We start from the raw sequence: 7,521 nt of genomic DNA on the forward strand, positions 1-7,521 counted from the left end.
TCCAAGGCCGATGCCGACTACCGTTGCTGCCTGATCTACCCGGATGTGTACGAGGTTGGTCTGCCCAACCAGGGCATCGCCATCCTCTACAACATCCTTAACCAGGCCGAGGGCATCTCCTGTGAGCGTGGCTATGTGCCGTGGCCCGATATGGGTGACGCCATGCGCGAGGCGGGTATTCCGCTGCTGTCGCTCGAGGGTGCAGCGCCGGTTGCTTCGTTTGATATCGTCGGTCTGCATGTGCCGCACGAGATGGCGGTGACGAACTTCCTCGAGGCGCTCGACCTCGCTGGCATTCCGCTGTTAGCGGCCGACCGAGGCGAAGACGACCCCATCATCATCGCCGGCGGTCCCTCGGTGTACAACCCCGAGCCGTACGCGGCCTTCTTCGATGTTATCCTCATCGGCGAGGGCGAGGAATCGCTGCTGGAGACCTGCCAGCTGCATCGCCGTCTGCGTGACGAAGGAGTCCCGCGCGCGCAGATTGTCGAGCAGCTTGCATCCATTGCCGGCAACTACGTGCCGTCGCTCTATGAGGTTCGTCACGACGAGCCCTGCTCGCCGCATGGCTACACCGTGCCGCGTGAGGGCAAGGATGCGCCGACCGTGGTCTACAAGCGCGCCGTCGAGGATTTCGGCGCCACGAATCCGCTGTCGCAGTCGTGCGTGCCCTATGCGCAGTTGGTCCACGACCGTCTGTCTATCGAGATCCTGCGCGGCTGCGCCCGCGGCTGTCGTTTTTGCCAGGCCGGCATGACGTATCGCCCGGTGCGCGAGCGCTCGGCCGACCAGATCGTCTCGTCGGTGATTCAGGGTCTGGAAAAGACCGGCTATGACGAGGTATCGCTGACCTCGCTCTCCACGACCGACCACTCCTGCATTCGCGACGTGCTCGGCAGGCTCAACCGTCGCCTGGAGGATACGGGTATTCGCGTGTCTATTCCGTCGCAGCGCCTGGATTCGTTTGGCGTGGATATGGCCGAGTCGGTCGCCGGCGAAAAGAAGGGCGGCCTGACGTTCGCGCCCGAGGCCGGCAGCCAGCGCATGCGCGACATCATTAACAAGAACGTGACCGAGGAGGACCTGGACCGTGCGGCCAAGGCGGCCTTCGAGGCCGGCTGGAACCGCATGAAGCTCTACTTTATGATGGGCCTTCCCGGCGAGCGCGACGAGGACATCGTGGCCATCGCCAATCTGGCCGATCACGTGCTGGAGCTCGGTCGTTCCGTGGTGCCCAAGGCTCGTCGCGGCTCGATCTCGGTGTCCATCTCGGTTTCGGTCTTTATCCCCAAGGCCGCCACGCCGTTTCAGTGGTGCCCGCAGCTCGACTACGACGACGTCAAGCGTCGCCAGAAGCTGCTTATCACGAGCGTTCGCAACCGTGCCGTCCGCGTACATTACCACGATGCCGAGACCTCGCTCATCGAGGCCGCGCTGTCCCGCGCCGGTCGTGACATGACGCCCGTCATCATCGACGCTTGGCGCTCGGGCTCTCGCTTTGACGCATGGGTAGAGCATTTCTCGCTCGATAACTGGAAGGAGGCTGCTGCCAAAAACGGCATCGACCTCAATGAGCTCGTGCACCTGCCCTACGAGTTGGACTGGCGCCTGCCGTGGGAGCACGTGAGCCCCGGCTGCACGCGCGGCTTCCTCGAGCGCGAGTACCGTCGCTCGCTCGAGGGCGTCACGACTCCCGACTGCACCCGCACGTCGTGCACCGGCTGCGGGATCTGCCCCACGCTCCACGCCAAGAATGTATTGATGGGTGATCGCGCATGAGTGAGCGCCTGACCGACAACCCCTCGCTCTTTAGGCTTCGTGTTCGCTATGGCAAGCGCGATCGCCTTAAGTACCTGGGCCATCTCGAAGTAATCCATACCATTGAGCGCATCGTGCGCCGTGCGGGACTTCCCTATGCCGTCACGCAGGGCTTCTCTCCGCACATGCGCGTGGGCTTTTCTTCGGCGCTACCGGTTGGTACGTCGTCGACCTGCGAGTGGTATGACCTGTTTATGACCGAGTTCGTGGCGCTCGACGAGGCGTTTGGACGCCTGGCTGCGGCGTCTCCGGCCGATTTGGCGCCTATCGAGGCGGCGTACATCGACGTGCGCACGCCGGCGTTGACGGCGCAGCTCACGCGCCTGTCGTATCGCATCGACCTGCACTTGGATCCCGAGGCGCCCGTAAGCGCCGATGAGGTGCGTCGTGCGATCGACACGCTGCGCGCGGACCATGGCATCGACTACGCGCGCGGCAAAAAGAGCAAGCGCTTAGATTTGGATCACACGCTCGTGGGCTATGAGCTCACGGCGGGGGAGCGCCCGGACCATTTGGTGCTCATGCTCGACACCCATGCCGACAACGAGGGCTCCATGCGTCCGGAAATTTTGCTTTCTGCGGCTGATGTTTTGTTGCAGGGCTTGACCCCGGGCGTGGATGCACCTATTGTTTCCACCGGTATGCAAGACCTCGTGACCATCTGCTCCTACGATGTCGAGCGTCAGAATCAAGCATGCGAGGACGACGAGGGCCGACTCGTCAGCCCCATACCTGTGCGAACTTGTGGATTTGCTCCACATACTCGTTGACGGGGGTATTTTCGCCTGCTACTATATTCGGCTGTTGCACTAACTGATGCATGAAGGGCAAGTAAACATGTACGCAATCGTTAACACGGGCGGCAAGCAGTACAAGGTCGCCACCGACGATGTCATCATCGTCGAGAAGATCGAGGGCAATGAGGGCGACAAGGTCACCCTGCCGGTTATCTTCCTCAACGATGGTAAGAAGATCGTCACCGATCCCGACAAGCTGGCCAAGGCCAAGGTTACCGCTCAGATCGTTGAGCAGTTCAAGGGCGAGAAGCAGCTGGTCTTCAAGTTCCACAAGCGTAAGCGCTATCGTCGTCTGAAGGGTCACCGTCAGCAGCTCACCAAGCTGAAGATCGTGAAGGTCCAGGCTACGTCCCGCGCCAAGAAGGCTGTCAAGGCAGAGGCTGAGGCTGTTGCCGAGGCTCCCGTCGCCGAGTAGATTACACTCGTAACGAAAGAGTAGGTATACACAATGGCACACAAAAAAGGACTCGGTTCCTCCCGTAATGGCCGTGACTCCCGCGGTCAGCGCCTTGGCACGAAGCGCTATGCCGGCCAGACGGTAACCACGGGCACGATTCTCGTCCGTCAGCACGGCACGCACATCCACCCGGGTGAGAACGTTGGCCGTGGTAAGGACGACACGCTGTTCGCGCTGGTCGACGGTACCGTTGAGTTCCACAAGGGTATCAAGCACAGGGTCAGCGTACGCCCGCTCGCGAACGCGTAATTCACCCTTCATAGAGCACATATGTGGGAGACACTTGAGTTTTAGGATTCAAGGGTCTCCCTCTTTTTTGTAGGAGGCGATTCTGTTGTCACAGTTCACCGATATCAGCCGCATTAACGTGTGCGGCGGCGACGGCGGAGCCGGATGCATGTCGTTTAGGCGCGAGGCATTTGTCCCCAAGGGCGGCCCCGATGGCGGCGACGGCGGTCGTGGCGGCAATGTCGTCATCCAGGCCGATGCTCAGCTGTCTTCGCTGATCGATTACCGCTTTAAGCATCACTTCCGCGCCGAGCGCGGCACGCACGGGCAGGGTGCCCGTCGTAACGGTAAGAGCGGCGAGGACCTGATTCTCAAGGTCCCTATGGGTACCGTGGTACGCGAGCTCGACCCCGAGACGCAGACCCCGATGTTCGAGATTGCCGACCTGGTGCACGACGGCGAGCGCGTTGTCGTGGCGCCCGGCGGTGCCGGCGGCCTGGGCAACACGCACTTTGTGACGTCGGTGCGCCGCGCGCCCGCGTTCGCTCAGCTGGGCGAGCCGGCCGAGGAGCACTGGATTGAGCTCGAGATGAAGCTTATGGCCGATGCCGCGCTCGTGGGCTTTCCCTCGGTGGGTAAGTCATCTCTCATCGCGCGCATGAGTGCCGCCCGCCCCAAGATCGCCGACTACCCGTTTACCACGCTCGTGCCGAATCTCGGCATGGTGCGTGCCGGCGAATATTCTTACGTCGTTGCCGACGTCCCCGGTCTTATCGAAGGCGCGAGCGAGGGCAAGGGTCTGGGTCACCAGTTCCTGCGCCACATTGAGCGTACGGCTTTGATCATGCATGTCGTCGACATGACGGGTGGTTTTGAGGATCGCGATCCGGTCGAGGATTACCACATCATCAACCGCGAGCTCGAGCAGTATGGCGCCGAGCTCTCGGAGCGTCCGCAGATCGTCGTTGCCAACAAGTGCGACGCGCCGGGCACGGCCGACAAGATTGCCGACCTTAAGCGCGCAGCGCTCGACGATGGGCATATGTTCTTTGCCGTGTCCGCCGTGACGGGTGCCGGTCTCAACACGCTGATGCTTGCCGTGGGCGAGCAGGTGGCTAAGCTGCGCGCCGAGTTGGCTGTCTCGGATGAGCCGGTCGTTCTGCGCGACGATGAGTGGGAGCGCCGCCGCCTGCAGCGTGAGAAGCGTTTCCGCATTGTCCAGGAAGAGCCAGGTGCCTTCCGCGTGGTCGGTCGCGCCATCGAGCGCATGGTCATCCAGACCGACTGGGAAAATGAGGAAGCCGTCATTTACCTGCAGCATAAGTTTGCGCGTATGGGTGTTGACGACGCGCTCGAGAAGGCCGGTTGCCGTGCGGGCGACGAGGTCCGCATTTGCCAGCGCGCCTTTGACTTTGAGGGCGCTGAGGACTTCTCGGAGTACGAGGAGCTCGAGGATGCTGGCGAGGACGTTGCCGTTGAAGCCATTGACGTGGCCGATGCTGCGGATGAGGGCGTCGAGGTTGTCGATGCGACGGATGCAGCGGATGCCGCGGGCGATACCGAGACACCGGAGGGCGAGTAAGCCATGTCGCTGCGCGGTGGAATCGGTCTGCCCGAGCTTCCTCTAGAGGACGGGCAGGAGTTTAGGCTCGGCATTATGGGTGGCACCTTTGATCCCATCCATTACGGGCACCTGGTGACCGCCGAGCAGGCGCGCGAGTCGCTCGACTTGGACGCTGTGCTCTTTATGCCGGCGGGTTCTCCTGCCTTTAAGCTTGACAAGCCGGTGACGCCTGCCGAGGACCGTTATGCCATGACGGTCCTCGCCACCGCCGCGAACCCGGCTTTTTTGGCGAGCCGGTTCGAGATCGACCGCCCGGGCGTAACCTATACGGCCGATACGCTTCATGCCCTTCGCGACTTTTACCCGCCGCAGGTAAAGCTCTACTTTATTACGGGCGCCGACGCGATCATCGATATCGTGACCTGGCATGATGCCGAACGAATCGCTGAGCTTGCTACCTTTATTGCGGCGACACGACCGGGCTTTGATATCGATACGGCGCGTGCCCGAATCAAAGAGTCGGGGCTGCCGTTCGACGTGCGCTATATTCAGATTCCAGCGTTGGCGATCAGCTCGACGAACATTCGTAAGCGAGTTGCCCGCGGTATGAGCGTGCGCTATCTTACGAGCGAGTCCGTGCTCGGCTACATTCGCAAACGCAGGCTATATGCCGATCTGGGCCAAGAAGATTTTGAGTGATGGGGGTCTACGTTGTCGGTAGAGGATCAGTTTGAGGGCGATGAGCGCGCGCTGCTCAAGCGCATTCAAGAGCTGCTCGATGTTCGCATGAAGGATAAGCGCAAGCGCTATGTGCATTCGCTGGGTGTTGCCGAGACCGCACTTCATCTGGCCGAGGTCTACGGCGTTGACCGCTTTGATGCCGCTGCCGCCGGCCTGATCCATGACTGGGACAAAGTGCTCTCCGACGACGAGCTGGTCACGCGCGCTCTGCATTACGGCATTAAGATTGCCGGCTCTCCTTCCGCCGCGACGCCGCTTTTGCATGGCCCTGTTGCCGCCTATGAGCTTCCGCAGCTTTTCCCCGAGTTGTCGCCGGCCGTTTTCCAGGCTGTCGACCGTCACACCGTGGGTGACTGCGACATGACGCCGCTCGATATGGTGGTCTTTGTGGCCGATGCCATCGAACCCAACCGCCACGGCGATTATGCCCATGCGCTGCGCAAGATGGTGGGGAAGTCCTCACTCGACGAGTTGTTCTTCTCCTGTTTTGCGCAGGGTCTGGTCTATGTGATCCAGTCCGGGCGCTATCTTTATCCCACGGCTATTTCGATTTACAACCATTACGCCCAGCTGCGCTAGCTCGGACTGACTAGAAAGAGGTATTCCATGGCCGACGAGACCATGACCGACGAGCAGATTCTTGAAGGTGTGGAGCACAAGAGCTTCGCCGCCACGTCCGACCGCACTGCCGCCTCGCTGTCCGCGAGCGGTGTCGCCGCCGAGGATGTCGCCCGCGCCGCCGCGCAGGCCGCCTACGACAAGAAGGGCGAGGACGTTCAGGTGCTCGACCTGACCGAGCTTTCCGATGTGTGCGACTACTTTGTGCTCGCCACCGGTACCAACAACCGCCAGGTCGATTCGATCGTCGACGAGATCGAGGAGAAGGTCGCCGAGGCTTGCGGCGAGCATCCGTTCTCCATCGAGGGCCGCGAGCAGAAGACCTGGATGCTCATGGACTACGGTTCGGTTGTCGTCCACGTCTTCACTCCCGAGGCGCGCGACTTCTACCGTCTCGAAAAGCTCTGGGGTGACGCCCCCCAGCTCCCCCTCAACCTCCTCTAGTAGCTCATTTGAGACGGGGTTTAGCTACCCTCACGCATATCGCCGGGCAGGTGCGGTTTCCGCACCTGCTCGGCTTTCTTTTTGCCCAAAGTAGCTAATTTGGGACGGGGCTTTTTTAGCTACTACCTACCGTTCGCCGATAGAAGCGAGTTGCGGTTCATTGCGTGATATTTAGCTTTCCGACTCGGGTAACGTATTTGTTATCTGTAGAGGAGGAGATGCGTATGACTCGGACCGCGCGGGAAATCTCTGTTTACGGCTATTACCATGTCGTCCAAAAGGGCTGTGGTGGTCAGCTGATATTTGAGGATGCTGACGATCGACTCTATCTGATTCGACTGATAGCTTCGAAATGCCAGAAGTTCAAAGTGGATGTTATCGCATGGTGCCTTATGGATAATCACATTCACTTGTTGCTAGATGACGGGCATGCTCACCTGAGCGATTGTATGCATTCGATTACGACGGCGTATGCCATGTATTTCAATTCTAAGACAGGCAGGAGAGGTCCTGTTTTCCAGGATCGATTTAAGAGTGTGCCGATTCTCGATGATGATCAGCTGCTCAACTGCGTTCGTTACATTCACGATAACCCTGCGAAAGCCAGAATTGGCACTGCTTCGCTCTATCGCTGGAGCAGCTTTAGCGAGTATATGGGCTATCCGGGAATTTGTAAGACTGATTGCGTGCTCGGGTTGCTCGGGAATTCCCAGAGATTTTTTGCATTTAGCACCTCGGGCGAGCCCAATGGCTATTGCTTCCGTTATGGCGCTCATGTGAGTGATACTGACGCGCTTGAGTTTGCGCAGGCGTTGCTCAAACCATACGAGCCTCACTATCTCAACGCTCTGCCC

At 60.2% G+C, this 7,521-nt stretch carries 9 protein-coding genes; all 9 read left to right on the forward strand.

All coding sequences use genetic code 11. The annotated features are described in order from the left end of the window. Positions 1–1,779 (forward strand): TIGR03960 family B12-binding radical SAM protein (locus AB5758_RS00005; RefSeq protein WP_368155306.1); only part of this gene is annotated, 1,779 nt, incomplete at its 5' end. Continuing rightward, a complete protein-coding gene (locus tag AB5758_RS00010) occupies positions 1,776–2,588 on the forward strand; it encodes a TIGR03936 family radical SAM-associated protein (protein WP_006236073.1) in 813 nt (270 codons plus the stop codon). The genes AB5758_RS00005 and AB5758_RS00010, both read left to right, overlap by 4 nt. 67 nt (positions 2,589–2,655) lie before the next feature. Then, positions 2,656–3,030 (forward strand): 50S ribosomal protein L21, encoded by a 375-nt coding sequence (gene rplU / locus AB5758_RS00015; RefSeq protein ID WP_368141140.1) that lies wholly within the window; start codon positions 2,656–2,658, stop codon positions 3,028–3,030. Positions 3,031–3,063: 33 nt separating this feature from the next. Continuing rightward, the gene (gene rpmA / locus AB5758_RS00020; RefSeq protein WP_006236075.1) at positions 3,064–3,321 is read left to right on the forward strand and encodes a 50S ribosomal protein L27; all 258 of its coding nucleotides are present in this window, start codon (positions 3,064–3,066) and stop codon (positions 3,319–3,321) included. An 85-nt stretch (positions 3,322–3,406) separates the two neighbouring features. Next, positions 3,407–4,882 carry a GTPase ObgE gene (gene obgE / locus AB5758_RS00025; RefSeq protein ID WP_368141139.1) on the forward strand — a complete coding sequence of 492 codons (1,476 nt, stop codon included), beginning with the start codon at positions 3,407–3,409 and terminating at the stop codon, positions 4,880–4,882. Positions 4,883–4,885: 3 nt separating this feature from the next. Then, on the forward strand, positions 4,886–5,563 hold the full coding sequence (gene nadD, locus AB5758_RS00030; protein ID WP_055285119.1) for a nicotinate-nucleotide adenylyltransferase: 678 nt from the start codon (positions 4,886–4,888) through the stop codon (positions 5,561–5,563). 87 nt (positions 5,564–5,650) lie between these two features. Beyond that, the gene (gene yqeK / locus AB5758_RS00035; RefSeq protein ID WP_172677985.1) at positions 5,651–6,184 is read left to right on the forward strand and encodes a bis(5'-nucleosyl)-tetraphosphatase (symmetrical) YqeK; all 534 of its coding nucleotides are present in this window, start codon (positions 5,651–5,653) and stop codon (positions 6,182–6,184) included. Positions 6,185–6,211: 27 nt separating this feature from the next. Beyond that, positions 6,212–6,667, forward strand: a complete 456-nt coding sequence (gene rsfS / locus AB5758_RS00040) for a ribosome silencing factor (RefSeq protein ID WP_022094751.1) — start codon at positions 6,212–6,214, stop codon at positions 6,665–6,667. Positions 6,668–6,891: 224 nt separating this feature from the next. Next, positions 6,892–7,521: transposase (locus tag AB5758_RS00045; RefSeq protein WP_368155307.1), on the forward strand; the 630-nt coding region annotated here is incomplete at its 3' end.

Source organism: Collinsella aerofaciens (genome assembly GCF_040926405.1).
Classification (GTDB): Bacteria; Actinomycetota; Coriobacteriia; order Coriobacteriales; family Coriobacteriaceae; genus Collinsella.

What these genes read in the sequence shown, in the direction of transcription:
- yqeK (WP_172677985.1), top strand. Translation starts at nt 5,651, where the DNA reads ATGAAGGATAAGCGCAAGCGCTATGTGCATTCGCTGGGTGTTGCCGAG.
- nadD (WP_055285119.1), top strand. Translation starts at nt 4,886, where the DNA reads ATGTCGCTGCGCGGTGGAATCGGTCTGCCCGAGCTTCCTCTAGAGGAC.
- AB5758_RS00010 (WP_006236073.1), top strand. Translation starts at nt 1,776, where the DNA reads ATGAGTGAGCGCCTGACCGACAACCCCTCGCTCTTTAGGCTTCGTGTT.
- rpmA (WP_006236075.1), top strand. Translation starts at nt 3,064, where the DNA reads ATGGCACACAAAAAAGGACTCGGTTCCTCCCGTAATGGCCGTGACTCC.
- rsfS (WP_022094751.1), top strand. Translation starts at nt 6,212, where the DNA reads ATGGCCGACGAGACCATGACCGACGAGCAGATTCTTGAAGGTGTGGAG.
- rplU (WP_368141140.1), top strand. Translation starts at nt 2,656, where the DNA reads ATGTACGCAATCGTTAACACGGGCGGCAAGCAGTACAAGGTCGCCACC.